The organism is Embleya scabrispora (genome assembly GCF_002024165.1).
GTDB lineage: Bacteria > Actinomycetota > Actinomycetes > Streptomycetales > Streptomycetaceae > Embleya > Embleya scabrispora_A.
The window spans coordinates 3669273-3695567 of record NZ_MWQN01000001.1 but is presented as its reverse complement, the minus strand read 5'-3'; the positions used below and the strand labels follow the sequence as shown (position 1 = coordinate 3695567).

At 72.7% G+C, this 26295-nt stretch carries 25 protein-coding genes; 8 read left to right on the top strand and 17 right to left on the bottom strand.

Features of this window, described 5'->3' with window-relative positions; translation table 11 throughout:
* Nucleotides 1-2: 2 nt before the first annotated feature.
* The 5 genes from ftsH to dacB all read right to left on the bottom strand — a co-directional run bounded on the left by ftsH (nucleotide 3) and on the right by dacB (nucleotide 6933).
* Nucleotides 3-2057 (bottom strand): ATP-dependent zinc metalloprotease FtsH, encoded by a 2055-nt coding sequence (gene ftsH, locus B4N89_RS16325; protein WP_078976558.1) that lies wholly within the window; start codon nucleotides 2055-2057, stop codon nucleotides 3-5.
* A 306-nt stretch (nucleotides 2058-2363) separates the two neighbouring features.
* Entirely contained in the window at nucleotides 2364-2930 is a 567-nt protein-coding gene (gene hpt / locus B4N89_RS16320) for a hypoxanthine phosphoribosyltransferase (RefSeq protein WP_078979398.1), read from the bottom strand.
* Between the two features lie 46 nt (nucleotides 2931-2976).
* The gene (gene tilS, locus B4N89_RS16315) at nucleotides 2977-3957 is read right to left on the bottom strand and encodes a tRNA lysidine(34) synthetase TilS (RefSeq protein WP_078976557.1); all 981 of its coding nucleotides are present in this window, start codon (nucleotides 3955-3957) and stop codon (nucleotides 2977-2979) included.
* A 310-nt stretch (nucleotides 3958-4267) separates the two neighbouring features.
* A complete protein-coding gene (locus B4N89_RS16310) occupies nucleotides 4268-5419 on the bottom strand; it encodes a zinc-dependent metalloprotease (protein WP_078976556.1) in 1152 nt (383 codons plus the stop codon).
* 113 nt (nucleotides 5420-5532) lie between these two features.
* Nucleotides 5533-6933: a D-alanyl-D-alanine carboxypeptidase/D-alanyl-D-alanine endopeptidase gene (gene dacB, locus B4N89_RS16305; RefSeq protein ID WP_078976555.1), complete on the bottom strand. Its 1401-nt coding sequence runs from the start codon at nucleotides 6931-6933 to the stop codon at nucleotides 5533-5535.
* Between the two features lie 159 nt (nucleotides 6934-7092).
* Between dacB and B4N89_RS16300 the strand changes: the two genes are divergently transcribed.
* A complete protein-coding gene (locus B4N89_RS16300) occupies nucleotides 7093-7584 on the top strand; it encodes an inorganic diphosphatase (protein ID WP_078976554.1) in 492 nt (163 codons plus the stop codon).
* Nucleotides 7585-7703: 119 nt separating this feature from the next.
* On the opposite strand, the gene B4N89_RS16295 is transcribed toward B4N89_RS16300, so the two are convergent.
* The 4 genes from B4N89_RS16295 to B4N89_RS16280 form a co-directional block, all read right to left on the bottom strand.
* Nucleotides 7704-9074, bottom strand: a complete 1371-nt coding sequence (locus tag B4N89_RS16295) for a C40 family peptidase (RefSeq protein WP_078976553.1) — start codon at nucleotides 9072-9074, stop codon at nucleotides 7704-7706.
* Nucleotides 9075-9286: 212 nt separating this feature from the next.
* On the bottom strand, nucleotides 9287-10216 hold the full coding sequence (locus tag B4N89_RS16290; RefSeq protein WP_078976552.1) for a hypothetical protein: 930 nt from the start codon (nucleotides 10214-10216) through the stop codon (nucleotides 9287-9289).
* A gap of 54 nt (nucleotides 10217-10270) precedes the next feature.
* The gene (locus tag B4N89_RS16285; protein ID WP_078976551.1) at nucleotides 10271-10990 is read right to left on the bottom strand and encodes a DedA family protein; all 720 of its coding nucleotides are present in this window, start codon (nucleotides 10988-10990) and stop codon (nucleotides 10271-10273) included.
* A gap of 138 nt (nucleotides 10991-11128) precedes the next feature.
* Entirely contained in the window at nucleotides 11129-12007 is an 879-nt protein-coding gene (locus tag B4N89_RS16280) for a metal-dependent hydrolase (protein WP_078976550.1), read from the bottom strand.
* A 118-nt stretch (nucleotides 12008-12125) separates the two neighbouring features.
* Between B4N89_RS16280 and B4N89_RS16275 the strand changes: the two genes are divergently transcribed.
* Entirely contained in the window at nucleotides 12126-12884 is a 759-nt protein-coding gene (locus B4N89_RS16275) for a hypothetical protein (protein ID WP_078976549.1), read from the top strand.
* A gap of 45 nt (nucleotides 12885-12929) precedes the next feature.
* Here B4N89_RS16275 and B4N89_RS16270 read toward each other — a convergent pair whose 3' ends face one another.
* The gene (locus tag B4N89_RS16270; RefSeq protein ID WP_078976548.1) at nucleotides 12930-13910 is read right to left on the bottom strand and encodes an LLM class flavin-dependent oxidoreductase; all 981 of its coding nucleotides are present in this window, start codon (nucleotides 13908-13910) and stop codon (nucleotides 12930-12932) included.
* A gap of 100 nt (nucleotides 13911-14010) precedes the next feature.
* Entirely contained in the window at nucleotides 14011-14427 is a 417-nt protein-coding gene (locus tag B4N89_RS16265; RefSeq protein WP_078976547.1) for a MarR family winged helix-turn-helix transcriptional regulator, read from the bottom strand.
* Nucleotides 14428-14536: 109 nt separating this feature from the next.
* On the opposite strand from B4N89_RS16265, the gene B4N89_RS16260 reads away from it, so the two are divergent.
* The 3 genes from B4N89_RS16260 (at nucleotide 14537) to B4N89_RS16250 (ending at nucleotide 17901) form a co-directional block, all read left to right on the top strand.
* Nucleotides 14537-15577 carry an SDR family NAD(P)-dependent oxidoreductase gene (locus tag B4N89_RS16260; RefSeq protein WP_078976546.1) on the top strand — a complete coding sequence of 347 codons (1041 nt, stop codon included), beginning with the start codon at nucleotides 14537-14539 and terminating at the stop codon, nucleotides 15575-15577.
* Nucleotides 15567-16490, top strand: coding sequence for a TIGR03619 family F420-dependent LLM class oxidoreductase (locus B4N89_RS16255; protein ID WP_078976545.1), 924 nt, complete (start codon nucleotides 15567-15569; stop codon nucleotides 16488-16490). Before B4N89_RS16260 ends, B4N89_RS16255 begins: the two co-directional genes overlap by 11 nt.
* A gap of 142 nt (nucleotides 16491-16632) precedes the next feature.
* A complete protein-coding gene (locus B4N89_RS16250) occupies nucleotides 16633-17901 on the top strand; it encodes a TerD family protein (RefSeq protein WP_078976544.1) in 1269 nt (422 codons plus the stop codon).
* Between the two features lie 87 nt (nucleotides 17902-17988).
* Here B4N89_RS16250 and B4N89_RS16245 read toward each other — a convergent pair whose 3' ends face one another.
* The gene (locus B4N89_RS16245; protein WP_078976543.1) at nucleotides 17989-18702 is read right to left on the bottom strand and encodes a L,D-transpeptidase; all 714 of its coding nucleotides are present in this window, start codon (nucleotides 18700-18702) and stop codon (nucleotides 17989-17991) included.
* A gap of 93 nt (nucleotides 18703-18795) precedes the next feature.
* Nucleotides 18796-19476: an HAD-IA family hydrolase gene (locus B4N89_RS16240; protein WP_078976542.1), complete on the bottom strand. Its 681-nt coding sequence runs from the start codon at nucleotides 19474-19476 to the stop codon at nucleotides 18796-18798.
* 285 nt (nucleotides 19477-19761) lie between these two features.
* Between B4N89_RS16240 and B4N89_RS49820 the strand changes: the two genes are divergently transcribed.
* Nucleotides 19762-20094 (top strand): hypothetical protein, encoded by a 333-nt coding sequence (locus B4N89_RS49820; protein ID WP_161500737.1) that lies wholly within the window; start codon nucleotides 19762-19764, stop codon nucleotides 20092-20094.
* A 73-nt stretch (nucleotides 20095-20167) separates the two neighbouring features.
* Entirely contained in the window at nucleotides 20168-20941 is a 774-nt protein-coding gene (locus tag B4N89_RS16235; protein WP_161500736.1) for a phosphotransferase, read from the top strand.
* 1 nt (nucleotide 20942) lies between these two features.
* Here the strand turns inward: B4N89_RS16235 and B4N89_RS16230 are convergent, their stop codons facing one another.
* The 3 genes from B4N89_RS16230 to B4N89_RS16220 all read right to left on the bottom strand — a co-directional run bounded on the left by B4N89_RS16230 (nucleotide 20943) and on the right by B4N89_RS16220 (nucleotide 24979).
* The gene (locus B4N89_RS16230) at nucleotides 20943-21131 is read right to left on the bottom strand and encodes a hypothetical protein (protein WP_143657985.1); all 189 of its coding nucleotides are present in this window, start codon (nucleotides 21129-21131) and stop codon (nucleotides 20943-20945) included.
* Nucleotides 21132-21605: 474 nt separating this feature from the next.
* Complete coding sequence (locus B4N89_RS16225; RefSeq protein ID WP_078976539.1) at nucleotides 21606-24152, bottom strand: FtsX-like permease family protein; 2547 nt, start codon at nucleotides 24150-24152, stop codon at nucleotides 21606-21608.
* Complete coding sequence (locus B4N89_RS16220; protein ID WP_101897099.1) at nucleotides 24152-24979, bottom strand: ABC transporter ATP-binding protein; 828 nt, start codon at nucleotides 24977-24979, stop codon at nucleotides 24152-24154. The genes B4N89_RS16225 and B4N89_RS16220 overlap by 1 nt, the downstream gene beginning before the upstream one ends.
* Nucleotides 24980-25266: 287 nt before the next feature.
* On the opposite strand from B4N89_RS16220, the gene B4N89_RS16215 reads away from it, so the two are divergent.
* Nucleotides 25267-25461, top strand: a complete 195-nt coding sequence (locus B4N89_RS16215; RefSeq protein WP_078976537.1) for a DUF5708 family protein — start codon at nucleotides 25267-25269, stop codon at nucleotides 25459-25461.
* On the opposite strand, the gene B4N89_RS16210 is transcribed toward B4N89_RS16215, so the two are convergent.
* A complete protein-coding gene (locus B4N89_RS16210; protein WP_143657984.1) occupies nucleotides 25428-26156 on the bottom strand; it encodes an Ig-like domain-containing protein in 729 nt (242 codons plus the stop codon). The two genes, B4N89_RS16215 and B4N89_RS16210, sit on opposite strands and share 34 nt — an antisense overlap.
* Nucleotides 26157-26295: the final 139 nt, after the last annotated feature.

Genomic DNA, 26295 nt, shown 5'->3' with positions numbered 1-26295 from the left:
GTTCAGTTCTCCGGAGAATCGGACGGCGGTTCGGGGTGCGTTACCGCCCCACCGGACGCCGTCGTGGTGCCCGTCGCGGAGGTCGCGCCGCCGTTGAGAATCCCATTGTCGCTGCCGCCGCCGGAGAGCGTGAGCTCGCGGGGCGTCATCACGGGGGGCCGGCTGGACGGCTGACGCCGACTGGAGCCGGTCCACGCCGGGCGGGCCGGACGCTTGGTGACCGGTGCGAAGATCTCGGCGACCTGGGCCTTGTCCAGGGTCTCCTTCTCCAACAGCTCCAGCACCAGGTTGTCCAGCACGTCGCGGTTCTCGACGAGGATCTCCCACGCTTCGTTGTGGGCGGTCTCGATGAACCGCTTGACCTCTTCGTCGACGATAGCCGCGACCTCTTCGGAGTAGTCGCGCTGGTGACCCATTTCACGACCCAGGAAGGGCTCGGCACCGTCGTTGCCGAACTTGATCGCGCCCAGCCGCTCGGTCATGCCGTACTGGGTCACCATCGAGCGGGCCAGGCCGGTGGCCTTCTCGATGTCGTCCGAGGCGCCGGTGGTCGGGTCGTGGAAGACCAGTTCCTCCGCCGCGCGCCCGCCCAGCATGTAGGCGAGCTGGTCGAGCATCTCGTTGCGGGTGGTGGAGTACTTGTCCTCTTCCGGCAGGACCATGGTGTAGCCGAGCGCCCGGCCCCGGGACAGGATGGTGATCTTGTGCACGGGGTCGGTGTTCGGCAGCGCGTGGGCCACCAGGGCGTGGCCGCCCTCGTGGTACGCGGTGATCTTCTTTTCCTTGTCGCTCATGATCCGGGTGCGCTTTTGCGGCCCGGCCACGACCCGGTCGATCGCCTCGTCCATCGCCAACGCGTCGATCAGCTTGGCGTCGGAGCGGGCGGTGAGCAGCGCCGCCTCGTTCAGCACGTTGGCCAGGTCGGCACCCGTGAAGCCGGGGGTGCGCCGGGCGACGGCCTTGAGGTCGATGTCCTCGGTGACCGGCTTGCCCTTGGCGTGCACCTTGAGGATGTCCCAGCGGCCCTGCATGTCGGGGCGGTCGACCGCGATCTGCCGGTCGAAGCGGCCCGGGCGCAGCAGCGCGGGGTCCAGGATGTCGGGCCGGTTGGTCGCGGCGATCAGGATCACGCCGCCCTTGACGTCGAAGCCGTCCATCTCGACCAGCAGCTGGTTGAGCGTCTGCTCGCGTTCGTCGTGGCCGCCGCCCATGCCCGCGCCGCGGTGTCGACCGACCGCGTCGATCTCGTCGACGAAGACGATCGCCGGCGCGTTGGCCTTGGCCTGTTCGAAGAGGTCGCGCACCCGGGAGGCACCGACACCGACGAACATCTCGACGAAGTCGGAACCGGAGATCGAGTAGAACGGCACGCCCGCCTCACCCGCGACCGCGCGGGCGAGCAGGGTCTTGCCGGTTCCGGGCGGGCCGTAGAGCAGCACACCCTTGGGGATCTTCGCGCCGACCGCCTGGAACTTGGCGGGCTCCTGGAGGAACTCCTTGATCTCGTGCAGTTCCTCGACCGCCTCGTCGGCACCCGCCACGTCGGCGAAGGTCGTCTTCGGCGTGTCCTTGGAGATCAGCTTGGCCTTGGACTTCCCGAAGTTCATCACTCGGGAGCCGCCGCCCTGCATCTGATTCATCAGGAACAGGAAGACCACGACGATGAGCACGAACGGCAGCAGGGAGAACAGGATGCTGACGATCGTGCTCTGCTTGCTGAGCTTGACCGTGTACGAGTCCTGGATCTTGCCCTGCTCGTACTTCGACTGGAGCAGGCGCTGGATCTCCACGCCCTGCTCGTCGATGTAGGAGGTCTTGATCTTGTTGTGCTTGTCGACCTTCACCCCGGGGATCAGGGTGAGCTCGAGTGACTGATCGTTGCCGCCGATGAGCTTGGCTGACTTGACCTGGTCGTTCTGGATCGCCTGGATCGCCTTGCCGGTGTCGACACCCTTGAAGCCGCTCGAAGAGGAGACGAGCTGCATCAGGAGGATCACAGCAATGACGGCCAGCGCGATCCACATGACCGGCCCGCGGAAATAGCGCTTGACGTCCATCGATGCGGGGCAGCAGACGCCCCGTCCCTCCTGCCGACTTTTGACCCGGGCGCCTCATGGCCCCGGGTACGTTGCCTGTCCGGTATCGCCCGGCACGGTCGCCCGTGCTGATCGGATGTCGTTGCGTTAGACGGTACACCGGGCGTCCGCACGCCAACGCGCCGCGCGTTCACTCGCGATGCGCGCCTTCGTGGATCGACCCCCGACGCACCCTCCAACGAGGGGAAACGTTCCCCTTGTTCCCGGATGCTGCAACCGGATGTCGATCGCGCAAACCCGAAGTCGCGATCCGAGTGCCCGAGCGGGTCAGGTCGGCTTCGAACCGCCGTATACGTGCTCGGCCAGTGTGCCCACGAACGGCAGATTGCGGTAGCGCTCGGCGTAGTCGAGGCCGTAGCCGACCACGAACTCGTTGGGGATGTCGAAGCCCACGTACTTGACCGGGATGTCGACCTTGGCCGCCTCGGGCTTGCGGAAGAACGCGCACACCTCCAGCGAGGCGGGGCCGCGCGAGGTGAGGTTGGCGAGCATCCACGACAGGGTCAGGCCCGAGTCGATGATGTCCTCGACGACCAGGACGTGCCGACCGGCGATGTCCGCGTCGAGGTCCTTGAGGATGCGCACGACGCCCGAGGACTTGGTGCCGGAGCCGTAGGAGGACACCGCCATCCAGTCCATCTTGACCGGCGAGTGCACCGCCCGGGCGAGGTCGGCCATCACCATGACGGCGCCCTTGAGCACGCCCACGAGGAGCAGGTCCTGGCCCCGGTAGTCCTCGTCGATCCGCTCGGCGAGCTCGACGAGCTTCGCCTCGATCTCCTCCTGCGTGACGAGGACCCTTTCGAGGTCGGCGCCCATGTCCTTCTCGTCCACCACATGCCTTACTACGAAGTTGTCGACAGAGCCCCGCGAGCACCGGTCAGGATTGAGCCGGCCGGTGAAAGAGAAGCCTGCCACACCGCCTGCGTATCTCGACGCCCCCGGGCAGGTGGATGGGGCCCTGGCCGTGCCACGAGATGACCAGCTTCTCCACCGCCTCCACGTGGCGCGCGAACAACGCGCCGGACGGGCTGCCCGCGACGACCGCGGTGCGGCGCAGCACCCGGCGGCGCACCGCGGCGGGCAGTTCGGCCAACCCGGCGACCTCGAGCTCGCCGTCGTCGGAGGTGACGTCGGCCTGGGCCCGGTCCGCCCACTGGTCCAGCGCCTCCGCGTCGTCGCGGAACAGCCGCGCGGTGCGGGCCAGCGCCTCGGACACGCCGGGGCCGAGCGCCTTCTCCAGGACCGGCAGCACCTCGTGCCGCACCCGCGCCCTGGTGTAGGCGGGGTCGGCGTTGTGCGGGTCCTCCCAGGGCAGCAGGTCCTGCGCGACGCAGGCCTGCCGGGTGATGTCGCGGCCCAGGTCCAGGAACGGGCGCTGGTAGTGGCCGGTCAGCGGCGGCATGCCCGCGAGGGACCGGGCGCCGGAGCCCCGGGCCAGCCCGAGCAGGACGGTCTCGGCCTGGTCCTCCAGGGTGTGTCCGAGCAGCACGAGCGCGGCGCCGTGGGTGCGGGCGGCGGTGTCCAGGGCGGTGTATCGGGCCAGGCGCGCGGCGCCCTCGGGGCCGCCCCGGGTGCCGACCGTGACGCCGAGCGCCTCGACGGGCGTCAGGCCCAGCTCGCGCAGCCGGGCGACCAGGTCCACGGCGCGACGGGTCGAGCCCGCCTGCAGGCCGTGGTCGACGGTGATGGCGCCGGCCCGCAGCCCCGCGCGCGGGGCCTCGAACGCGGTGGCCGCTGCGAGCGCCAACGAGTCCGCGCCACCACTGCACGCGACCAGGACGAGACTCCCCGGTTGCAGGTCGCGCAGGGTATTGCGGACGGCCACCCTGGTGGCGGCCACGGCGGGATGGGGTCCCACGGCTCGACGACACCTCCTTGCACGTCCGGTTCGGCCGGTCAGCGGAGGTCGCGGCCTCCGCGAGATGTGCCGAAGAGAATTGGTTTGCCCACGCTACGTCACCCGAAGCGGCTCGGACCGCAGACACCGCCGGATGTCGCCCGGATGAGGACGCGGGCGGGCCGGCGATCGGCCGCGCGGCACCCGGCGCCCCGCCCGGGCCCGGTTCCGGCCGGCCGCTTCCGGCCGCCGGGACCGGACGGTCGGGCGGCCACGTTCCCCGGCCCGATCGGCCGGCTCTCGGCACCGGGCCCGGATCGCCGCGCCCGGATCACTCCGCGTCGGTCGGTCCCTCGGCTTCGGCCTCGCCGGTCGTGCCCGCCCTGCCGTGCACCCGGTCCACCCAGGAGCCCGGGTCGGCCACCTCGGCCTTGGTGGGCAGGGTGTTCGGCGACGTCCACACCCGGTTGAAGCCCTCCATGCCGACCCGCCCGACGACCTCGCGCACGAACCGCTCGCCGTCGCGGTACTGGCGCAGCTTCGCGTCCATCCCGAGCAGCTTGCGCAGTGCCTGGTCCAGCCGCCCGGTGCCCTGCGCGCGGCGCTCGGCGAACTTCTCCCGGATCTCGGTGACGGTGGGGATGACCTGCGGTCCGACCCCGTCCATCACGAAGTCGGCGTGCCCCTCCAGGAGCGACATCACCGCGGTGATCCGGCCCAGGATCTCGCGCTGCTCGGGTGTTTGGACCAGTTCGACCAGCGAGGCGCCGTCACCGTCGCCCTCGCCGCGGCGCGCGCCGGCGAACGCGGAGACCGCCTCGCGCAACCGGCCGAGCACGGCGGACGGATCCACCTCGGTCTGCCCGAGGAACCCGTGGATCTCCTGTTCCAGGTGGTCGCGCAGCCACGGTACGGCGGTGAACTGCGTGCGGTGGGTCTCCTCGTGCAGGCACACCCACAGCCGGAAGTCGTGTGGATCCACGCCCAGTTCGCGCTCGACCTGGACGATGTTCGGGGCGACCAGGAGCAGTCGGCCGGGGCCGCGTCCGCTCGCGCCCGGGGTCTGCGGGGCGAAGGTCTCGTACTGGCCGAGCACGCGCGAGGACAGGAACGCCAGCAGGGTGCCCAGTTCCAGGCCGGTCACCTTGCCGCCCACCGCGCCCAGGGCCGCGCCGCCCGGCAGCGTCTCGCGGCGCTCCTCCACCTTGTCCAGGAGCGGGCGCAATACGTGCCGGAAGCCCTGCACGTTGGCGCGGGCCCAGCCGGGTCGGTCCACCACCAGGACCGGGGTGTCGTTGTCGCCGGCGTCGAGTCCGGTGAAGGCCCGTACGTGCTCCTCGGACGTCTTGGCGTGTGCGCGCAATTCCGCGACCACGGCCCGTGCCTCGTCCCGCCCGACGTCGGGTCCCGGCCGCACGAGCCGGTTCGCCGTCGCCACGGCCAGGTCCCAATCGATCATGTCCGCACCGTTGCCGCTCGTCATACGGCCACGTTACGTGCTCGAAGCGGCGTCGAAAGAGGATCCGGGGTCCGCGTTCGGATCGGGTTCCGGTTTTGCCGGGCCGCGGACCGTCGCGCCGGCGGGACGAATGCGGGTCAGCCGGCGGTGCCGCAGCCGCAGTCGGCCAGCGCCGCGGCCATCCGGTCGATCGCGGCGCGGGCCGGATCGGGGTCGCCGGTGAAGCGGTCGGCCAGTATCGCGAAGGCGAGCAGTCGGCCGTCCCGGTCGCGTACCAGGCCGGACAGCGTGCTGACCCCGGTCAGCGAGCCGGTCTTGGCCCGGACCACGCCGGCCGCGTCGGCGGCGCCGCTGTTCGGCCCGTACCGATCGGTCAGCGTGCCGGTGAAGCCCGCGATCGGCAGTCCGGTCAGCGCCCGGCGCAGTTCGGGGTGGGTGCCGGACGCGGCGGTCGAGAGGGTCTGTACGAGGGTCAGCGGGGTGAGCCGGTTCTCCTTGTCCAGGCCGCTGCCGTCCTTGAGGTTGGAGGCGCCGTAGGTCACGCCCAGGCCCTCCAGGACCTGCCGGGCCGCGGCGGTGCCGCCCTGGAAGCTCGCGGGCTGCCCCTTGGCGATCGCGACCTGCCGCAGCAGCGCCTCGGCCAGGTCGTTGTCGCTGACGGTGAGCATCTGCTCGACGATGGCGGACAGGGGCGGGGACTGTACGGAGGCGAGTTCGGGCGCGCCGCCGCCGGGCGCGGTGCCGGGGGTCGGCGCGCCGTCGACCGTGACGCCCGCGGTCTTGAGCATCGTGGCGAACTTCTTCGCCGCGTCGACGCCCGGGGAGGGCACCCGGTTGCTCTCCTTGCCGACCACCGTCGGGTCCACCCGGCCCTCGTCGACCATCAGCGACACCACGGGGGCGATGTTCTCGTTGACGCCGATCGCGTGCAGCGCGGGGCCGGTGTAGAGCGAGGTGTCGTATTGGAGCTTGACCTGGGTGGTCCCGCTCGCCTTGAGCGCCGCCGCAGTCGCCGCCGCGAGGTCGGACAGGCGCGCGGGCTGATAGCCGCTGTACTGCCGGCCGTCGAGCGCGGTCAGCGTGGGGTCTCCGCCGCCGACCAGGACGATGGTGCCCGGCGTCGGACCGGGCACCACGCGGGTGGTGATCCGGTGGTCGGGGCCGGGCGCGGTGAGCGCGGCCACCGCCGTGGTGATCTTGGTGGTGGACGCGGGCGTCGCCGCGCGGTCCTGGTTGGCGCCGTACAGGAGGCGTCCGGTCAGCGCGTCGACGACCGCGACCGCGGGCGGCGCGCCGAGCGCGGTCGTACGGCCCAGCGGCTCGAGCACGGCCCGGATGCCGGCCTCGGTCGGAGTCGCTCCGGCCGGGTCCCCGGACACCGGCACGAGCACGGGCGGCGCGGCCGTCGCGGCGACCCGACCGGAGCCGTCGTCGGCCCGGGCGCCCAGTCGCTCGCCCTTCCACGATCCGTGGACGAGGGTCACGAGCACGGCCAGCAGCACGGCCGCCAACGCCGCGGCGATCGCTTTGCTCCTCATGCCGGGCACGCGAGACCATCCCCTTCCGCCGGACCACCGGCCATGCGAGACACTGAGTGCAGATCAGGTTCTGTCCGGGACCTGTGCCGGGTTCGGCCTCGCGGACAGAACGACCCTAACGGTCCCGGCAACGGTCCCGGCGCAGCACATGGAGGAGCCTTGGAGTTCGACGTCACCATCGAGATCCCCCGGGGATCGCGCAACAAGTACGAGGTGGACCACGAGACGGGTCGCATCCGGCTCGACCGCATGTTGTTCACCTCGACGCGCTACCCGGCGGACTACGGCTTCATCGAGGACACCCTCGGTGAGGACGGTGACCCGCTGGACGCGCTGGTGCTGCTGGACGAGCCGACCTTCCCCGGCGTCCAGGTGCGCTGCCGCGCCATCGGCATGTTCCGGATGACGGACGAGGCCGGCGGCGACGACAAGGTCCTGTGCGTGCCGGCGACGGACCCGCGCGTGGAGCACCTGCGTGACATCCACCACGTCTCGGAGTTCGACCGCCTGGAGATCCAGCACTTCTTCGAGGTCTACAAGGACCTGGAGCCGGGCAAGTCGGTCGAGGGCGCGAACTGGGTCGGCCGCGACGACGCCGAGGCCGAGGTCGAGGCCTCGCGCAAGCGGCTCACCGAGCAGGGCCACCACTGACCCGGTAGCCCGACCCGGACGAACGCCGATCGGCGGCAGCCACCTCTCGGGGTGCTGCCGCCGATCGGCGTCCGTGCTTGTCGCGTCCGCGCGTCGGGGGGCGGTCCGCGCGTGCGGAGTCAGGACGGGCGGGCGTAGTAGTCCGGGGTGCCCATGTAGAACAGGTTGCTGATCTTGACCACGTCGCCGGTGCGCGGCGCGTGGATCATCTTGCCGCCGCCCAGGTACATCGCGACGTGGTGGATGTCGGAGGCGCTCTTGGTCTCGGTCCAGAAGACCAGGTCGCCCGGGCGCAGGTTCTTGTACGACACGGGCGTGCTCTCGAAGTACTGGGTGGCGGCGAAGTGGGCCATCTTCACGCCCGCCCGGCGCCAGGCCTGCATGACCAGGCCGGAGCAGTCGAAGCCGCTCGGCCCCTCGCCGCCCCAGACGTAGGGCTTGCCGAGTTGGGCCTTCGCGTACGCGATCGCGGCGGTCGCGCCGGCGGGGTCGGCCGCGGCCTTGTCGCCGGGGCGGGCGGGCTTGCTCGCGGCCACGGCGTCGACCCGCTCGGCGGGCTCGGCGGCGGTGCCCGGCTTCGCGGGTCGGGCCGCCTCCTGCTCGCGCGCCGCCTCGGCCGGGCGCGCCTGCTCCGCCCGCCGGTCGGCCTCCTCCTTCTCCCGGCGCGCCTGTTCGCGGGCCGCGTCGGCCTCGGCCCGGGCCCGGGCCTCCTCCTCGGCGCGTCGTTGCGCCTCGGCGGCGCGGCCGTCCCGGCGCTGCGTCTCCAGGTCGATCGAGGACTGCTTCAGCGTGGCCAACTCGGCCAGCAGCGTGGTGTGCCGGGCGGTGATCTCGTGGACCCGGCCCTGTTGGGCGGCGAGTTCGGCCTCGACCCGGTCCTTGGCCGCGCGCACCGCCTCGGTCGCCCGGCCGGCCGCTTCCGCGCTGTGTTCGGCGTCGGTCTTGGCGGCCGCGGCGTCGTGCACGGCGGCGATGCCGCGCCGGAGCGTGTCGTCGCCGTCCTGGGAGATCCGCCGCAGGCTCTCCAACCGGGAGACCAGGTCGCCGGGCGAGCCGGCGCCGAGCATCGCCCGGAAGGCGCCGAGCCCCGCGCCGCCGCCCATCCGGTAGGTCTGCGCGGCCAGTCGGCCGAGTTCGTCCCGGGCCCGGGTCAGGCGGGCGTCGGCGGTGCGCAGGTACACGTCGGCGTCGGCGGCCCGGTCCTGGGCCTGCCGCCGGAGCACCACGGCGCCGTTGTACTCCTCGACGGCGGCGTCGGCGCGGATGTCGAGCCGGGCCAGGTCGCCTGCCTCGCGATCGAGTTCGGCCTCGATCCGGGCGATGTCGTCGGCCTTGCCGGTGACCGCGTCGTGGGCCCGGCGCACCTGGTCGGCGCCGGGGTAGCCGGCGCCGCCCGGGTCGTCGGCGAGGGCTTCGGGCGTGAGCGTGAGGACGAGGACGGCGGCGAGTCCGGCAGGGACTGCGGCGCGGATGAACGATCGGCGAGGCATGCGGTCTCCCTCCAAGCGGCGGGCACCGAGGGGAACCGGAGATTCCGATTCCGGGCAGGTCTCCTCACGCTAGCCACCCGTAGTCACAAACGCACCATAAGCGACATATTTCCCGCCAATGGGCTCAGTGCGCGGAAGCCGACTCGAACATCGGTACCAACTCGCGTCACGGCCGCGGCCGATCGGGCTCCCGATCGGCCACGGCCGTCGGGTCAGCCGCCCGACTCCAGCGTCCACGCGCAGACCGTCCCGGATTCCGCGTCGGCGGTCAGCCAGATGCCGTCGGAGCGCACCACGAGCCATTCGCGCGGCGCGTCCTCGGGGTACTCGATCTCCGCGACGGCGCGCAGATCCGGCACCGAGAAGAGCACGTGCCGCTCGCCCGAGGAGGCCGCGAGCACGAGGTCGCGGCGCAGGAAGCCGGCGTAGATGTCGAAGACCTCGTCCGGGTCGGGGAAGACCTGCTCGCCCGGTCGGGCCGCTATCACCGCGCCGTCCGGGAAGCGCACCAGGGACAGTGGGCCGGCCTCGATCGGAGTGGTGAGCATCATCAGCCCCGACGCGTGGATGTCGGTGAGCACCCGGCTGTCCCCCGGCGGCACCTCGGCGACCTCCTCCGAACCGGCCGAGGCCAGGACGAAGATCCGGTACGCGTCGTCCGTGTGCGACGCGGCCAGGCCCAGGTGTACGCCGTCGGGGTGCGGGATCAACTCGGAGCCGACGGTGGCGGGGGCCACCGGCCGGATCGCGCGCGGCGCGCCGTCCGCGGCGTCGAACAGCACGCACCGGTCGCCCTCGGCGGTGCGGACCACCGCCCAGATCCCGGCCGCGGTGACCGCGCTCGACCCGGCCTCCTCGGACTGCCAGGGCACGTGCGGGTGGGACCACACCTCGGTGCCGTCGGCGCCGAGCACGACGACTCGGTCGGGTGTCGAGGCGACGAAGCGGGCCAGGTCGGGGGTGACCGAGTGGCCCCCCTTCCAGTCCTCGGGCAGCCGGATCTCGCGGACCACCGCCAACGAGTCGTCGAGCACGACGAGGGAACCGTCCACGCCGTGGGCGAGCCAGGCCGCCGCCCCCGGGATGCGGTCGAGACTCCACAGGGACGGCAGGGTCGCCCGGGCCAGAAGTTGAGCACGCATGGCGTGCACTCTATTGGCGCCCGGCACCCGTACGGCCCAGTGGCAACGGCCGTCCTACCCGTCCCGCCGGTCGTCGCCCGCCCGGTGCCGGCCCCGGCCCGCGGCCGGGGCCGGCGGCTCGGTCGACGCGGTCGGCTCGGCCGCGGCCCGCGTGCGCGACGTCGAGCGGGCGCGCAGGAGTTCGATCGCCACCGGGATCACCGAGATCAGCACGATGGCGATCAGGATGAACTCGATGTTGTCGCGGACGAAGTCGACCTGGCCCAGCGAGTAGCCGAGCACGGTGACCCCGCACGCCCACAGGAAGCCGCCGACGATGTTGTAGACGACGAAGGTGCGGTACTTCATCCGGGCCACGCCCGCGACGATCGGGGTGAAGGTGCGCACGATCGGGACGAACCGGGCCAGCACGATCGAGCGCGGGCCGTACCGGTCGAAGAACTCGTGCGCCTTCTCCACGTTCTCCCGCTTGAAGAAGCGTGAGTTCGGCCGATTGAACAGCGACGGCCCCACCTTGCGGCCGAACAGGAAGCCGACCTGGTCGCCGACCACCGCCGCGGTCCACAGGAGCAGGCACACCAGCCACAGCGGCTGTGAGAACTTGCCGTCGGACACCAGCAGGCCGGTGGTGAACAGCAGCGAATCGCCCGGGAGGAAGAAGCCGATCAGCAGGCCCGACTCGGCGAAGACGATGACCAGGATGCCGATCAGGCCGAACGTGGAGATCAGCTTGTCGGGATCCAGGAACGAGGGACCCAGGGCGATGGTTTGCACGGCACGTGCCTCCCGGAGCGGGCGATGGCGGACAGCGGAAGCCCCCCGACCAGGTCATGGTTGGGTAAAGAGATTTCCTTCCGAAGGTAACGTCCGCACCGGGGGACCGGTTCCCGAGGACCCGAATCGGACTGCGGCTCACACCCGCTCGGGCCGGGTCAGCGCGACCAGCGCACCGTCCTCCTCCAGGGTCAACTCGACCGCCAATGAGCGCAGTTCGCCGAGTCGGGCCAGGTGCGAGCCGCCGCACGGGACGTGCGCGTCGCCGTCGGGCAGCCCGCAGTGCCACACCCGACGCGCGGTCAGCGCCGGGGCCGGCACCTCGATCCGGACCCCGGCGTCGGTCTTCAACCACTCGCCGAGCAGCGCCTCGACCTCGTCGCGGATCCCGGGCAGGTCCCGGGCCAGCGTGTCCGCGGTGAAGCCCTTCTTCCGCAGCGACTTGCCGATCCGGTAGTCGTCCCGGCTGCCCGCCTCGGTCAGCCGGGACCGGGTGATCGCGAGGTTGTCGAAGTCCGGGCGGCCCAGGCTGTCGGTGCGCACCTCCTTGCGCCAGCGCGGCGCGAGCACCGCGTTCAGCGCGAACGCCAGCAGGTGGCACGCGGTGTGCGCGGCGCTCAGCGCGGCCCGGCGCTCGGCGTCGACCACGAGTTCGGCCGCCGCGCCGACCAGGTCGGCCGGGTCGCCCGGGGCCGGGTCCACCACGTGCAGCGCCAGCCAGGCCCAGTCCTCGTCACCGCGCCGCACCGGGATCGCCTCGCCGACCGCGAACGTCCCGTCCGGACCGACCCCGCCGGTCAGGCAGTCCACCACCGGCAGTTCCGCGCCCGCCACCCGGATCACCCCCGTGTCCGCGGGCTGGTCCGGCCAGGTGTGGTCGAGCGGGTGGAACGGCGTACGCCCGACCACCAGGGCGGTGCGCCCGTCCGGCAGCACGGGCGCCGCCAGGATCGGCGCTTCGCCGGTGGTGGCACCGACCGGGAAGGTCACCTCGGTGGAAGTCGTGGGGAGGGCCATGCGCGTCCTAACCTCGATTCGATCCGGTCGCCATCACGCGGGAGTGGCGATGGCGCCACGCGGTCCATTCGATCATGGACAATCCTCCTCACACGGAATTCACGAGCAGGGACGGGCTGTGCAGCACCAGGGCTGGATCTCGACCACCGCTCGGCTGGCGGGCGACGCCGAGGCCGGGCCCCACGGCGTCGGCTGGATGCTCGTCGCGTTCATCTTCACCTTCGCGGTGACCAGGCTGATCACCCGGCTGATCCGGGCGGGCAAGGGCCCGTTCCGGAACATGGTGGTCGGCAAGGTGCACGTGCACCACCAGGTCTACGGAATCTTCCTGATGCTGATCGCGGGCGCGCTGGAGTTCGCCTACGAACCGGGCGGCGCACTGCGGCAGGTGCTGGCCGGATTCTTCGGGATGGGCGCCGCACTCACCCTGGACGAGTTCGCGCTGCTCGTACACCTGGACGACGTGTACTGGGCCGCGGACGGGCGCAAGTCGGTGGACGCCGTACTGATCACCGCCGCGATGGGCGTACTGCTGTTCGTCGGTGCCAACCCGCTCGGCCTGGGCGACGGCGACAGCAAGCCGGTGGCCGCGGTGATCGTGGTGTTCAACCTGGCCTTCGCGTTGTGCGCGCTGGCCAAGGGGAAGGTGGCCACCGGGCTGATCGGCGTGTTCGTCCCGTTCGTGGCGATGGTCTCGGCGGTGCGGATCGCCAAGCCCGAGTCGCCGTGGGCGCGTTGGCGCTACAAGGAGGGCCCGGGGCGGACCTCGCCGCACGCGGACACCAAGCTGGCCCGCTCGCTGCGCCGGTTCCCGCCCGACCGGCGCACGTGGTGGGACCACACCAAGGACTTCGTGGCGGGCGCGCCGCACCGCTGACCGACGACGGGCGGCCGGGGTGGGTCGCCCGCCGCCCGGCGCCCGCTACAGGTTCGGCAGTACCTCGTTCTCGAACAGGCGCAGGCTCTCCCAGGCCAACTCCGGCGGGATGCCGCCCATCATCGGGTGCAGGATCGCGAACGCCGCGTCGCCCTGGGCCTTCAACTCGGCCACCAGGGTCTCCGGGGTGATCACCCGGTACTGCCCGCCCGCCCGCAGCGCGTCGGCGTCGGTGACGCTCGCGTAGCCGCCCACCCCGGCGGTGCCCGCCCTGGCCATCGTCTCGCCGTAGGCGTTGACCTCGTGCAGCGCGTGCGGCGCGATCCGGTCCCAGTCCCGGTCGGGGTCGTTCGAGAGGTGGAAGAAGCCGGTGTCGCCGCCGAAGTAGGGGCCCGGGTCCTCCTCGCCGAGTGCGACCTTCTCGTCCCGGTAGAACTCCCAGATGTCCGGGGTGGACGGCATGAACCCGTCGGCGATCCGCGCGGCCCGGCGGGCGGCCGCCTCGACGCTGCCGCCGAGGATGATCGGCGGACCGCCCTTTTGGAACGGCGCGGGGGTCACCCGCACGGTCCGGCCGCGGAACTCGAACTCCTCCCCCGTCCACGCCTTGCGCAGCGTCTCGACGGTCTCCACGGTGCGCTTGACCCGCTCGCGCATCGGCACGTCGTACATCGCGAACTCGGTGTCCACGTAACCGTTGGTGAGCACCACGTTCACCCGACCCTGACTGAGCAGGTCGAGCACCGCCAACTCCTCGGCCAGGTGCAGCGGGTCGTGCAGCGGCGCGGGGATCGCGGCGATGGTGACGCCCATGTTCCGGCTGCGGGCGGTGATCGCGGCGGCGAACTGGAGCGGGGCGGGCAGGTATCCGTCGGCGAAGCCGTGGTGCTCGGACAGCGTGACCATGAAGAATCCGCGCTCGTCGGCCCACTCGACCATGTCGAGTGCCGCGGCGTAGCGCTCTCCCATGGTCGTCCCGGCGAAGGCCGGATTCCGGAAGTCGAAACGCAGCGCGAACACAGCCATGCCGTACTCCTGTCCCCGGCGCCACCGGGGTGGGCGACACCGCACTGTCTGATGGCGCGTCAGGTTAGTGGCCGGGGTCGAGGAGAACCAGGGTCGGCGCTCAGTCGTCGTTCAGGGCCCGGTCGAGCAGGACCCGCAGCGCCCGTCGGTCGGCGTCCGCCAGCCCGGACAGCGGCGGGTCCACGGCGAGGCCGGCGAACAGGCGGGCGCGCAGTTCGGCGCCTTCCGGAGTGAGTGCGATCAACTTCGCCCGGCGGTCGTTCGGGTGCGGTCGGCGCTCGACCAGGCCGCGCTCGACCAGCCGGTCCACCACGAAGGTCACGTTCGGCGGCTCGCAGCACATCCGGCGGCCCAGCTCGCGCATGCCCAGCGGCTCGGCGAGTTCGTGCACCGCGTTGGCCTGGGACGCGGTCAGCCCGATCGCTCCCGCGCAGGCCGCGAAGTGCGCGTCGAGGCGGGCGGTGGCCGCGTAGAGCAGCGCGGTCAGTCCGGGCAGCTCGCCCTCCGGCGTGGTCATGGCCACACTCTAGCCGAACTTCGTTACAACTCGAATGATTCGAGGTGTAACGTCTGCCGTGAGCTGACAGATCGTCAGCCCCCCTGGTCGCCCTTGGAGGAGCCCGCCCATGCCCGCGATCCTGGCCGGCCGCATGGCCCTGGTCACCGGTGGCAGCGGCGGCATCGGCGCCGCCTGTGCGGCCCGCCTGTTGGCGGACGACTGCTCGGTGACGCTCGCCGCCCGCCGGGCCGACGCGCTCGCCGCCACCGCCGAACGGCTGCGCGCGGGGGCGCCGGCCGGGACCGAGGTGCGGCACGTCGCGGTCGACGCCTGCACCACCGACGGCGTCCGCGAGGCGGTCCGCGCGGCGGGCCCGGCGCTCGCCGTGTGCGTGGCCACGGTGGGCGGCGGGAGCACCGCGCCGATCCTGGCCATGGCCGATGACGCGTTCCTGGCCGACCTGCACCGCAACACGCACAGCGCGTTCCTGGCGATCAAGTACGCGGCGCCGGTGATCGCCGCGCGCGGCGGTGGCTCGATCGTCTGCGTCTCCTCCACAGCGGCCCGGCTGACCATGCCGTTCCTGAGCGGCTACGCGGCCGGGAAGGCGGGCCTGGAGGCGCTGGTCCGGGCCGCCGCCGACGAGTTGGGCGCGGCCGGCGTCCGGGTCAACGCGGTCCGCCCCGGCCTGGTGCGCTCGCGGGAGGACGCGCGGATCTTCGCGGACGAGGAGATGATCGCCGGCTTCCTGGCCAACAAGCCGCTGGGCCGGACCGGGTTGCCCGAGGACATCGCCGAGGCGGTCCGCCACCTCGCCGGCCCCGAGTCGTCCTGGACCACCGGGCAGAGCCTGGCCGTGGACGGCGGCAACGAGCTGCGCCGCGCGCCCTCCTTCGAGAAGTACGCCCGGGCCGCGCTCGGCGACGCGGTGATCGACGCGGCGCTCGCGGGCCGCGACCCGTACGCCCCGCCGACGCCGGCACCCGTACCCACGCGACCGACGCACCCACCGCGACCGAACCGACCACCGCGCCCGATCGCGGAACCCGGCGCCGGTCCCGGCCCCCGTCACCCCCGCGCCTCCGACACCGCGCCCGACACGGGCACCACGCCCGACACCGACACCGACACCGACACCGATTCGACGGAGCATCCGGATGAGCACTGACGTGCAACTTTCCATCGGCCTGCCCAACTTCGGCAGCTGGCCGGCCGGCGACTGGCGCGGCTTCACGGACGTCGGTCGCGCGGCCGACGACGCGGGGATCGACCGCATCGTGCTGGTGGACCACGTGGTGATGGGCCCGAACACGCAGAACTACTCCTGGGGCCGCTTCCCCACCCCGCCCGAGGCGGACTGGCCCGAACCGCTCACCCTGCTCGCCGCGATCGCCGCCGTCACCTCGCGGGTGCGCCTCGCCACCGGCATCCTCGTCGCCCCGCTGCGCGGGGCCGCCCTGCTCGCCAAGACCGCCGCGACGCTGGACCAACTCTCCGGCGGGCGCCTGGAGTTGGGCGTGGCCACGGGATGGCAGCGCGAGGAGTACGACGCCGCCGGGATCGACTGGGACAACCGCGGCCGACTGCTCACCGACACGCTCGCGGCCTGCAAGGCGCTGTGGACCGACCTGCCCGCGTCGTTCGCGTCCGAGACGGTGAACTTCACCGACGCCTACTGCGCGCCGCGGCCGGTCCAGCCCGGCGGGGTGCCGCTGTGGATCGGCGGCACGCTGAACACCCGCAACCTGGCGCGGATCGTGCGCAGCGGCGACGGCTGGATCCCGATCATGGGCCTGTCCACCGCCGACATGGCCCGGGACGTGGCGCGGATCCGGACCGCCCTCGCCGACGCCGGCCGCGACCCGGGGGCATTGCGGGTGCAGGGGCCGCTGCCGCTGGTCAAGGACGACGCGGGCCGGTTCGACCTGTCGCGCACGATGGCCGGCGCGGCCGAGGTGATCGCCGCCGGGGCCACCGCCGTGCATCTGCCGATCCAGGTGTTCTGCGCCGGGCCCGAGGGCGCGCCCGCCTTTTTCGCCGAGGCCAGAAAGGCGTTCGACAAGGTGGTGTCGGGCGTTTGACCGAGCCCGGGACAGGCTTGTCACCTGGGACTTTACCCCTGCTTGGGTAAAGTTTCAGGTTTGCGGAACGTCGTCGCCGGGAGGGTCGTTCCCCTGGACAACGGCGCGATACGGCGTCTTTGTCCAACCGGGAGGCCCCGCCATGTCCGACGTCACGCTGCCCACCGGCGCCAACGCGCCCCTGACCGGCGACCGCGCCGAGGTCTCGATCGGGTGGGCCTCGGCCGACGTCGTGGACGTGTCCGCCGTGCTGCTGACCGACGCGCACAAGGTGCGTACCGACGAGGACCTGGTGTTCTTCAACAATCCCGTCGGCGGCGACGGCGCGGTGCGCACCACGGCGGGACCCTCGGGGACCACGCACGTCGCGGTGGAACTCGCCAAGCTGCCGGCCGAGATCACCAAGGTGGTGGTCGTGGTGAGCGCGGACGCGGACCGGCCCGGGGCCACCCTCGGCCAGGTGCCCGGCCTGGGCGCGCTCACCACCTCCGGCGACGCGCGGATCGCCTACCCGGCCGGCGCGTTCGAGGGCGGCGAGACGGTCGCGGTGCTGGTCGAGTTGTACCGGCGCGGCGACGCGTGGAAGGTGCGCGCGGTGGGCCAGGGCTACGCGAGCGGACTGGCCGGGCTCGCCACGGACTTCGGCATCTCGGTGGAGGACGAACCGGAGCCGGAGCCGACTCCCGCGCCCGCCGCGCCGGTGCACGCCCTGGTCAAGGAGCCCGCCGCCGCACCCGCGCCCGCCGCGCCCGCGCCGATCTCGATGGCCAAGGAGCCGCTGGGCCGGGTCGACCTGGCCAAGGGCGGCCGGGCGACGATCAGCATGGACAAGGACGACCGCTCGATCACCGTCACCGCGTCCCTGGTCTGGGACGGCGGCAACGACGCCCGCCGCAAGTCCGGCGCCGACCTGGACCTGTACGCGCTCTACGTGCCCCGATCGAAGCTGGGCGCGCTGAACAAGGGCGACAGCGACGGGGTGATCTACTACCGCGACCTGGGCAGCCTGAACTCCGCGCCCTACATCAAGCTCGACGGCGACTCGCGCGTACCCGGCCGCGAGACGGTCCGGATCACCCGGCCCGACCAGCAGGGCTACGTGCTGATCTGCGCCTACAGCGCGGTCGAGAACGGCTTCGGCAGCTTCAAGTCGTACGGCGCGCACGCCGAGGTCACCGACGGCCAGGGCTCGACGGTGAACGTGCCGCTGTTCAACAACAAGCGGGCGGTGTTCTGGGTGGCGATCGCGCTGGTCGACTTCACCGACCCCGAGGGCGTCTCGATCCAGCACGTGGAGAAGTACTCCAAGCTGATGCAGGAGCGCCGCCCGATGCTCTATCCGGACGGCACGTTCGAGATGGGCGCGGGCCCGGCGGAGTTCAAGACGGTGCGCGCCCCGCGCGAGCGCTGAGCACGGTGCGCGGGGCCCCCGGGGGTCGGGACCGCTCGGCCGTGCCCGCCGAGCGGTCCCCAACGCCGGGATGGGTGAACGCGCGGCCTACTTGGCCGAGCGGTAGACGATCACCTTGTCGCCGACCCGGGTCTCGTTGAAGAGCCGCTGCACCAGGCCCTTGTCCCGGACGTTGACGCAGCCGTGCGACGCGCCGTTGTAGCCGTTGGCGGCGAAGTCGGCCGAGTAGTGCACGGCCTGGCCGCCGGAGAAGAACATCGCGAACGGCATCGGCGTGTGGTAGATCGTCGAGACGTGGTCGCGGCTCTTGAAGTTGATGCTGAACGCGCCCTCACGGGTCGGCGTCTCGGCCGAGCCGAAGCGCACGGCGGTCGAATACTGCACCTTGCCGTCGATCACCCAGGTGAGCCGGTCGGTGCGCTTGTCGATGCAGATCGCCCGACCCGTCAGGCACCGCTCGTCCAGGCCCGCCTGCGCGGCCGGCGGCTTGGGCTTGGTCGTCGTCGGGGGCTTGCTCGTGGTCGGCGGCTTGGGAGTCGGCGGCTTGCTCGTGGCCGGTTTCGCGGACGTCGCGGGAGCCGTCGGCGACGCGCTGGTCGGGGCGCTGCTGCTCGGCGCGGCCGACGTGGCGGGGGGCGTACTCTCCGCACTCGGGGTGACGGGCGCGGACGAGACGGTGGTGGGCAGGTTCGACTGTGTGCCCGCCTTGGCGGTCGAATCACTCGACGAGCCGGAGTCGCAGGCCGACAGGGCCAGCACCGCGGTCACGGCGACCGCGAGGGATATACGTGTCTTCTTCATCGAGTGGTGGCCTCTCCCGACCCAAACCAAAATGTGGTGTTCCCCGAGTCGTGCACCCTTGTAGACGCCATGGGGGCCCGAGAGGTTGCGTCCCTAGTTTGACCCATTCGGGTGGATGTTAAGCCGGACGTGTTCGGCCGTGACCTGTTCGGGATCGATCGATCGCAGATCCGTGGCCCAGGCGTCGAGCGCGGCGCCGCTCCGGCTGTCGGCCAGCGCCGCGCCGATGCCCAGGCAGCGCATCCCGGCCGCCTCGGCCGCGCCTACTCCGCTCTCCGCGTCCTCGACGACCAGGCAGCGGTGCGGCGGTACGCCCAGCAGCTCGGCGGCGCGCAGATAGCCCTCGGGAGCCGGTTTGCCCTCGGTGACGTCCTCCGCCGTGATCATGTGGACCGGTTCCGGCAACTCCGCCGCGCGCAGGCGCCCCCGCGCGACCCGGCGGGTGCCGGAGGTGACGATCGCCCAGCGCGCCGGGGCCAGCGCGGCGAGCAGGCCGACCGCGCCGGGGATCGGCACGATGCCGGTGAAGTCGCGTTCCTCGCGTTCGACGATCCACGCGGCCTCCGCCTCGGCGTCCAGCGTGGGGGCGACCACGCGCACGAGGTCGATGTCCCGGCGGCCGTACGAGGCGGCGACCGCGACGTCCGGATCCACGCCGCGGTCGGCGGCCCAGGCACGCAGGATGCGTTCGATCAGGGGGTGGGAGTCCACCAGCACACCGTCGAGATCGAACAGGATCGCGTCGCAGTCGAGCGTCGTACCGTGGTTCGCCATGCGGCCAGGCTGTCAGGCACGGCGACGCGGCGTCGAGGAGTTCTCGGCGGGGGATCGGGCGGGTGCGCCGCGTAGCCGTGGGCGCGTGTGCCTCGTGGTCGTGCGGGCCTTCGTCTCATGATCACGTTGCGCTGATCGGTCACCCACATAGCGCAGATATCGATCGGAAGCGATCGTCGGCAGCCGCGGGGAAACGGCCTTCGTTGCCTAACCGTCACGTTTGCGCCGTTCGCCACCGGCTAGGGGGCTACTACGGCCCGGACGAGCTCACCCCAGGCGGCACTCATGTACTTGGTCCTAGCTCTGCTTGCACCGATCGTGATGTTCCTGTTGATACCCGGACTCGCCTGGCTGGAGGACCGCCTGCTCGGGCCGCTGACCTCACCCGCGCCACCGCATCCGCCGTCGACCGCGCGCCCCGCGATCGAACCGGCCGCCGCCGCGCCGATCCCGCTCCCGGTTCCGGCGCCGCTCGGGCGCTCGGCCGAGCGCCGACCGACCGACCACCACACGGTGCGCTCGGGCCGCGGCCGGCACGCCCGTCGACACGCGTCGGTACTCGGCTACCGCCACCACATCGGGCGCCGACGCCCACCCCGCGCCCCGGCCTTCCGCTGACGTACCGGTCCACCATCGACCGGTACATCCCGCCCCGGAGTCGACCCTGTCCGAGTCCGCCGCACCGCCGCCGGTGCGCATCGAATCCGTCCCGCCCGAGTTGGGCTCGCCCCTGGACGCCGCCCCGCTGTCGACCCGTTCCGACATCTGGCACGTGCTCGGCAGCGATGCCGACGCGGTGCTCAAGCTGGCCACACCGGACGGCACGGCGCCGGCCAATCCGCGCTACTGGGCCCGGGAGGTCGAGGCGTACGAGAGCGGTCTGGCGGCCGGTGTCTACGCCGCGCACGGGTTGACCGCGCCCCGGACGCTGCGGGTGGATCAGCGCGGCGACGGGTCGGTGGCGCTGTGGCTGGACTACGTCCATGGTGTGGCCGGGACCGAGTGGGATCCCGACCGTTGGGCCGACTTCGCCCACCGCCTGGGCGCCGCGCAGGCCGCGACCGAGCCGCTCGGGCCGTCCTGGTTGTTCGAACGTCCGTCCCCCGTCGGGCCGCTGGCGACCCGGGTCGCCGAACTCCCGTACCTGCTGTGCCACCTCGACCTGCGGCCGGGCAACCTGATCGCGCGGGACGAGGACGTGGTGCTGCTCGACTGGTCGCACGCGGGCTACGGACTGCCGGGCGAGGACCTGGCTGGATTGATCCTCGCGCACGTCGCCGAGCCGAAGGTCGCCGAGGCGCTGGACGCCGCGCTGCCCGCCGAGTACGCGCGAGGCGCGGGGCTCGCCGAGGCGGACGTCCGGGCCGTGATCGCCGCGACGGCGCCGGCCAGGTACGGGCCCGGCGCGAACGAGGCGACCCGGCGGCTGTTGCACGCGTGGGCGAAGGACGCCGCGACCCGGTGAGCTACCGACGCTTCGGGCGCATCGCCCAGACCAGGAGCGCCACGGTCGCCACCGCCGCGACGCCGGCGGGCATCGGCCCCCGACGCGCCCGCATCGGAGCGGCGAGCCGCGTGTAGCGCAGCGGATCGGGGGTGTGCTCGAAGAGCGGGTCGGGCGCGGGGTGCCCGGGGGCTCGGCTCGGGGCGGTCATCGATGTGCTCCTCTGCGCGGTCCGGTTCGTGCGCATGCCGCCGAGCACCGCCGGTCGGGACCGTCTCCCCGATCCTGCCGGGGGCGCAGTCCCGGCAGGACCGAGGACACGGCCTCGGCGCTCGACGGCCTCGATCCCCGATCGGTGTCTCGGCCCGAGGCTAGAAAGAACCGGAGCAAGAGTCACGAATCATCACCCGGATGCCTCACCCGGCGTGTCCGACCTCGATCGCACCCGCCACCGAGCCGATCGTTCGTCGCGACCGTCGGCGACGAACCACCCGGCAACGCGCAGTCCTGTAAGTGAGCGAAACGGTTCTCCCCGGCCGGCCGCACGCGGCACCGGGGCCGAGGCGATGGTCGGCTTCTGTCTGCGCGTGCTGGACGTGGATCCCGGCGGCGAGCGGTCGGTGGCCTGAACACGGCCGGTACTACGGTACGTCGACCGCCGCCCCGGCCCGGGCGACCGGGCCGGTCAGCCCTGCGCCACCGCCACCGGGTTCGTCCGCAACACCCTCCAGGTCGGCAGCAGCGTCGCCGCGAAGGTCAGCACCGCCGCCGTGCCGACCACGGCCGCGTAGATCCGGATCGAGCCCATGGGCAGCCACGAATCGGTCAGCGACAGGCTGAACGGGACCACCGCCGCGGCCGCCGCCGCGGTGCCCAGGAGGACCCCGATCAGCGTGGTCAGCGTCGCCTCGACCGCCGACATCCGCAGAATCTGGCCGCGGGTCGCGCCGCTCAGGCGTTGCAGCCCGAACTCGCGGCGGCGGTTGTGCGTGGCCAGGATCAGCGAGTTGACCAGGGACAACGCGGTGTACAGGGTCAGCATGCCGATGATCAGATAGTTGACCCACGCCTGGGTCTTCGACTCCTCGGCGTGCGTTTCGAGCAGCGCCTCGCGCGAGGCCGCCCGCAACCCCGGGTACTCCTTGGCCCAGGCGCCCAGCGCGGCGACCAGCCGGTCGGGGTCGGTGCCCTCGGCCGCGCGGACCAGGATCTGCGCGGGCAGCCCGTCCGTGGTGTGCGGCGCGAGCAGGGACACCGGCAGCAGCATGGTGTCGTAGCCGGGCCGGCTCTCGAACAGTGCGACCACCCGGACGTCCGCCGAGGCGCCGTCGCCGAGTCGCAGCCGGATCGTGTCGCCGAGCCCGCGATGGATCGACCGGGCCAGTGCCCTCGGCAACGCCACCGTGTCGCCGCGCAGTTCGGCCAGCGAGCCGGCGGAGGCCGTCACCCCGACCGTTGCCAGGCCCGTGTCCACGTCGACGCCCCGCATCGGCACCCCGTGCCGGCTGTCCGGCGTGACACGCGGGTTCTCCACGAAGCCCGCGCTCGCGGTGTACGCGCTCGCGCTCGCCACGCCCGGGATCGTCCGCACCCGCTCGGCCAGGCCCGGGTCCACGCCGCCCACCGCGGCGGTCAGCACCGCGTCGGCCCGCAGGCTTTCCGTGTACACCCGCTCGGCCTGTCCGGTCGTGGTGGTCTGGAGGTACAACTCCCCGGTGCTGATCGCGACCGCCAGCATGATCGGGGTGACCGCCGAGGCCATGCGGACCGAGGTGACCCGCGCGCCGAGCATCGCGATCCGCCCGGACCGCCCGGTCAGCGCGCCCAGCGGCCGGTACAGGATCCAGACGAGCAGCTTGGTCAATCCGGGAGCGAGCAGGGCCAGCCCGATCGTCGCGCAGATCACCGCCGGACCCGCGGTGCTCCCCGCCATGGGCCCCTCCAGCACGTACATCGTGACCAGGCCCAGCGCGGTGGCGCCGGCCAGCGCGATCAGCGCGAGCACGAACCGGAACCAGTTGAACCAGCGCTGCCGGAAGGCGGATTCGGCCAGCGCCTCGGTCGGCTTGGCGGCCACCGTCCGCCAGGCACCGACGAGCCCGCCGACCAGCGCGGTCAGCAGCACCGCGCCCGCCGCGGCCACCGCCGGGATCCAGCCCTGCTCGAACTCCACCGTCTCGGCGACCATGCCCGAGGCGACCAGCCGATCGAAGAGCACCCGCCCGGCCGCCGGGCCGGTGAACCAGGCGACGCCCGCCGCGAGCACGGTGACCAGGAGCGTCTCGCCGAGCAACATCCGGCGCAGTTGGCGCGGGGTGGCGCCGATCGCCCGCATCAGCGCGAACTCGCGCCGCCGCTGCTGTACGGACAGCCCGATCGTCCCGGCCACCACGAACACCGCGACCGCGACGGCCAGGCCGCCGAACACCGCGGACAGCGCGATCAGGTCGGACTTGTTCGCCAGGATCTCGGGATGCTCGACCGCGCCGCGATCGTCCCCGGCCAGGATCCGGGTCCGCTCGTCGTGCACCGCGCGGGACACCGCCTTGCGCAGCGCGCCGAGGTCGGTGCCCGGCGCGGCCACGATCGCGATGTCCGCGACGGCGCCGGTGGGCGCGGACAGCCGGTCGGCCTCGGCCGCGGCGAAGAACATCGTGGCCTGCGGCACCGTGCGCGCGGGCCGGGCGATTCCGCTGACCCGGTAGGCGCGCGCCCCGCCGTGTGCGGCGATTCGGACCCGGTCGCCCACCCCGACCGCCGCGCGGCGCGCGAGCGTGGTGTCCAGGACCACCTCGTCCGGCCCGGCCGGCGCGGCGCCCCCGGCCAGGGTGTACGGCGTCAACTGGGCGGACTCCCACGCGTGTCCCTGGGCCCTGCGGTTGCCGTCGGGACCGATCAGCGCGGTGCGGAAGGTACGCTCGCCGACCGCCGCTCGCACCCCGGCGACGCCGCGCACCCGCTCCACCATGCCCTCGTCCAACGGGACGCGCTCACCCAGCGCGTAGTCCCGCTCGCGGTCTCCGTCGCCGTCGCGCGGGCCGGTGTAGGTGGGGTCGCCGATCACCGCCAACGAGGCCCGCTCCAGGCGTTGCGGCGGGGCGTTGTTGCGAACGCCCGTCTCGAGCAGACCGCCACAGGCCATCACCACGGTGGCACCGAAACACAGCGCGACGAAGGTCGCGACGAAGCTGCCCGCCCGAAAGCGCAGCGTGCGCAGCGCGAGTCCCCACATCAGCGCACCCCGCCCACCGACCGACCCGGGCCGGCCTCGAAGGCGCCCAGGTGGGTCATCCGGTCCGCGATCGCGTCCGCGGTCGGCGCGGCGAGCCGGCCGGCGATCCGACCGTCGGCGAGGAAGACCACGTGGTCGGCGTAGGACGCGGCGACCGGGTCGTGGGTGACCATGACGATGGTCTGGCCGTCGACGTGTACCGATTCCCGGAGCAGCCCGAGCACCTCGGCCGCGGTCCGGGTGTCCAGCGCGCCGGTCGGCTCGTCCGCGAACAGCACGGCGGGCCGGACCACCAACGCGCGGGCGATGGCGACCCGTTGCTGCTGGCCGCCGGACAACTCGTGCGGGCGGTGTCGGGCCCGGTCGGTGAGGCCGACCCGCGCGATCACCTCGGCGATGTGGTGCCGGTTCGCCCGCTTGCCGGCGAAGCGCAGCGGCAGGGTGACGTTCTGCTCCACGGTGAGCGTGGGCAGCAGGTTGAACGCCTGGAAGACGAAGCCGATCCGTTCCCGACGCAGCTTGGTCAGCGCGTTCTCGTTCAGCTCGGCGAGATCCTGCCCGGCCACGGTGACCGCGCCCGAGGTCGGCCGGTCCAGGCCGGCCGCGCAGTGCAGGAAGGTGCTCTTGCCCGAGCCGGACGGCCCCATCACGGCGGTGAACGAGCCGGGCGTGAAGGCGATCGAGACCCCGTCGAGCGCGGCGACCGAGGCGGAGCCCTTCCCGTGGACCTTGCGAACCGCGTCGAGCCGGACCGCCGGTTCCCCGGCGTCGGCATGCCTCGCTCCGCTCGTGTCCCACTCCCGCTCGCGTGTCGGTTGCCCGCCCACGGTGACCCTCCAGCCGGCTCGGCCGCTCCCCGTGGGCGGCGTCGAATCCACGCTAGAAGTGCCCGAAGCGCCCGCCCATGGGGTGGGCCGGCCACTTGGTGGTAGGGATAGACCCCCTACCCGCGATCGGCTCTTCGGGACGTGCGACCGCCGCGCACCGCGCGTCGCAGGCCCGCGCTTCTAGGCCGAAGTGTGTACGCCGCTTCGTCCCGAGGGAGGGCGTGCCGACGCCGGACGCGGCCCTAGCCTCGTAGGCGTATCCGCAGGTCGAGTGGAGGAGGCGGACCGTGGCCAAGGCACGCGGCTCGATAGTGGCCGGCGTGGTCACCGCGCTGGTGGGCGCGGGCCTGAAGCTGTTCGCCGACGATGTGCACCCACCCGTGTTCGAACCCGGAAAGCTCGGCGTGGTGCTGCTGATCCTCGGGATCGCCGAAGTGCTGTACGGGGTCTACCGATCGGCCCAGGGCGACCGGAAGGCGTGAGCCGCCCGGGCGCGCGGCCGACGACGCCGCGCGACCAGGGCCAGGAAGCCGGCGCCGAGCACGGCCGAGCCCAGGAACACGACGAGCAGCACCCGTCCGCCCGACCCGGCCCCGGCCGAGCGCGGCCGGCTCGCCGCGTCGGTCGGGGCGGTGCGGAGTCGGTCCACGACGCGGCTCGCGGTGGATTCCCGTACCCGGCCGGTGGCCGGTGTCACCTCGACCCGCACGTTCGCGGTGGCCTGCCGCCCGAACCGGTCGCTCACCGTGTAGCGGAAGTCGTCCCGGCCGACGAAGCCCGGCCCCGGGGTGTAGCGCAACACGGCGTCCGTCCCGGTCGCGTCCTCGGCCTGGAAGACCAGACCGTGTTCGGGGTTGGTGTGCGAGAGCACGACGAGCCCCTCGCCGGTGTCGTCGGCCAGGACCGCGACATTCACCGACTGCCCGGCGCGGGTGCCCACCACGTCGGCGAAGGCACGCGGCCCGGGCAGCCCGGGCGGCGCCGGCGGCACGGGCGGCGGGATCGGCCGAAGGTCCGCCACGGGTCGGGGGTTCGTCACCGGCTGGGGGTCCGCCACCGGCCGCACCCGATCGGTGGGCACGTCGGCCCGCGCACTCGCCGGCCCGAACAGCACGACACAGCAGGCGAATACCGCGGCGCCCGCACGGCGCACTCGGGTGGGGGACGCGGTGGACACGGGTACCTCCGGCACTGGCGATCCCGCCGGCCGAAGCCGGCACGATCTCGGGTCGACCGCCCCGATCCTGGGCCCCCGACCGCCCCGTCCCCCCTCGCGGCACGCCCCCCGCCCGAAGCTTCACCCGCACGCGTGGCGC